The 2,324-nt window shown below is 46.4% G+C and carries 2 protein-coding genes; both read left to right on the top strand.

Going from position 1 to position 2,324, the window contains the following annotated elements; all coding sequences use genetic code 11:
- The coding region (locus KDK17_RS17320; RefSeq protein WP_257288658.1) for a transglutaminase-like domain-containing protein at positions 1-1,734 on the top strand (1,734 nt) is incomplete at its 5' end.
- Positions 1,735-1,888: 154 nt separating this feature from the next.
- On the top strand, positions 1,889-2,324 hold a 436-nt coding region (locus KDK17_RS17325; protein WP_257288659.1), incomplete at its 3' end, for a hypothetical protein.

A 2,324-nucleotide genomic window follows, 5' to 3' on the forward strand; every position in this document is an offset into this window, starting at 1 on the left:
CGGCAAGGTAGCTGCCGTCATCGTGTGCCTGTTTTTATTGCTTTTTGTCGTTATTTCGGGGTTCCATGTCGACAAATAGGTAACCCTATCCATTGCTTTGCTGAGTATTCAGGGGATGGCGGCCAAACCTGGAAATCAGTGGATTGTGGTGGGGCACCCGGGGAGATAAAAGAAACGACACCTGACTTTCATGCCACTGCGGAGGGAAGTGGTTTCAGCCTGGCTAAAGCCTGGAGTATGAGTCTGAAGGGAATGAACAAAGCCCTTGAGACAAGCGGTGCATTGTCAGGAACCAGTCCAAGTATTTCCGAAATAGTCAAAAACCTTTGGAAGGAAAAAAATCTAACTGATTTTTCCATGGGTGTCTCAATCCTGGAGTCACTTGAGACAAAAGCATTGAGCAAGGACGAGAAGGCATTGATCGGTACTGTATGTGATGACGCTACCGGGAATCCCTACAGCCCGATGTCGGAAGCAGTCGAACAAATATTGTCTGACAGTGATAAAGATCAGGTGACTGAACTACTCCAGTCACTCCATTCAAAAATGATTGAACAGGGTGGAGCATGTCCATACAAGTGGTTGCTTTCAATGATGAATATACTGAATGGCAGTGAATTAGCCAGACCTTTGGTTATTGAGTTTGCCCGAAAAGTTCTGGAATCAGGTTGGCTGGATCCTCAGCCGATGCATCAATTCTATATGATTCAGGCCAATCGACATTATCGGCTATTGTTGCGTTTGGAAAATGTCGATGAATTGAAGGTTGAAGCCGCCCAAGGTCTGAAAAAGTGGTATGAGCAATTATTGTCCAGAGAAAAAAATAGCGAGGAATGGCTGCTGAAATATAAATGCATCCAAGAGAAGAAAGATGATGCCTTGTTCGTCACTCATGGTCATGATGGGTTTTCACCGTTTCTTGAAAAGAATATTCTCTGCTCATCTGTGCAGGCCGCCTGGACAGAGGATCCTGAGGGCATTCCGGATATAGAGCGCATACTGGCGCATCTTCCCGCATTTCCGCAGTTAAACTCGGGCAAGGCAAACCACCGTCCGGTGATTGTCCTGGGGAAACCTTGCTGGGACGATACAGTATATAAAGAAAAGGCCATAGCCCTGTATCGACTAAAAGTTGATAATAGCCCGGAGGTCAGGCATTTATTGGAAAAAATTAACCAACGTTCTGTGCAGCGATATAAAGGCAATGGTGTTCTGCAAGCACCGTATAGTCGCAGTTGGAGTGCAAGTTACGACCCATCAAAGCCTCCTCATAAGCGATATGACAAAAAAGAAGATAAGGGAAAAAGGTTTGATGCCACAAGCAGGGCCGAGTCCATGCCAGCGTCACCTTATGTGACGGATGAGAAGAAAAAACGTGTGATGTTTTTACAAGTCAGGTGCATGCAAGTGATTCAGCAGGCCTTCAGCCATTACCTCTATGAAATGACGCACTCGAAAGGTGGCTCTTTAACGTATTGCTGGGCCAAAGTGCCCATAGACGCATTCAAGAGCTACGGCTCTCATGAACCCTCTTCACCGGAAGAACTGCATGCCATGATGCGTAAAATTGATAGCTCTTCCTGGTTTCAGGAGCCTGGTAAGATTAACTCCCTGCGGCAGGCACTCAACGCCAGTAACGCTCTGGTGCTGAAATCCGATGAGCTGACAAAAATTGCCGAAGAATTTTGCAACAGCGTGAATTTGAATTCGCTTTGTGAGTCATTGGACATCTGATCATTGTCTGGTCACGATAAGTTTTTCGTGACCGGTGATTTCCTTCGATGGTCACGACTAAGTATCAAAACGGAACTTTCATCCTTTTTTAAGGTCAAACTCCTAAACAACTTCAATACAGGAATGCTGATAGCAGTAGAAAAGGAGAATGACTATGGATGGTCGGATTGGTGAGAACATAAAAAGCCCTGCTTTTGAGAGTCAATACTGTGGTCCGCCACCCAAGAAAGCAAAGCTGGCATTGTCGGAAAAGATTGAAGCTGTCTCTGATGCCACACTCAATCTTTCGTTAACTCAAAAAACCTTGTCTGCCAAAGTGAGAACGGTATCCTCAACGGATTCTTCGCCTCGAAATACCCCTCGTTCTTTCGATTTTCGTTTTGTCGCCAGTGACGATGAGGTTCGGCAGCTTCTGGTTACCAGGACCTGCGATGAACATCAGGATGTCACTGTTATTTCCCACCCCGATGAACTCTCACAGGCAAATCTGGTGAGCCGGTTGAGCATTTCCGGCGACGGTCACCACGCTCTGAGTCCGGGCAAGCTGTTTGAAGGTTCGCAGCCATTGACTCTGGTGCTGGATATCCGAA

This window comes from Endozoicomonas sp. SESOKO2 (assembly GCF_024606245.1).
Taxonomy (GTDB): Bacteria; Pseudomonadota; Gammaproteobacteria; order Pseudomonadales; family Endozoicomonadaceae; genus Endozoicomonas_A.